This window comes from Streptococcus parasanguinis, from assembly GCF_001073155.1.
Taxonomy (GTDB): Bacteria; Bacillota; Bacilli; order Lactobacillales; family Streptococcaceae; genus Streptococcus; species Streptococcus parasanguinis_D.
This window is the reverse complement of record NZ_JVEE01000019.1, coordinates 1-568: the sequence shown is the minus strand read 5'-3', so window position 1 is coordinate 568 and position 568 is coordinate 1. Positions and strand designations below refer to the sequence as shown.

At 42.6% G+C, this 568-nt stretch carries 1 protein-coding gene; it reads right to left on the bottom strand.

Annotation, left to right across the window (positions count from 1 at the left end):
- Nucleotides 1-568 (bottom strand): Spy0128 family protein (locus tag ADH92_RS02495; RefSeq protein ID WP_049496808.1); only part of this gene is annotated, 568 nt, incomplete at both ends.

The window sequence follows — 568 nt, the reverse complement described above, 5'->3', positions numbered from 1 at the left end:
ACATGGCCATTTTCAAGCAATTCAAAGGTGAAGGCATCAGCTTCAAGCGTTTTTCCTTCCAATTTCTTAGTGAAATTAAATTGTGCTGTAGTTGCACCTGGTGTAAAGGTATTATTGAACTCAGTATCTGTTGGAAGGGCTTTGGTTGCTGTAAGAGTATGACCATCTTTCGTTACAGTCACTGTCACCTCTGCCTTCATTGGGTCATAAGTCATTCCTGCTTCTGAACCAGCTACTTCTTCTACAGTGTACTTATGCTCGCCAACTTCATTGTTCTTATATGTAAGCGCATCGAAGGCTACTTTACCTGAAGCATCATTTGTCTTCGTTTGTAGAACCGCACCATTCTTATCTTTCAAGACGAAGCTGAACTCACCAGCTTTAAGGGTACGGCCTGCAAGAGCCTTACTGAAGTCGAATTGTGCTGTGACTGGGGCTACCGCATAGTTGTTAAATTCGCTATCAGCTGGCATAACAACATTGGCTGTCAAGACACCAGTTGTCGCATTCTTAGTGACGTTAACAGTCACTTCTGCGTTCATAGTATCATAGTCAATGTCTGTATCTG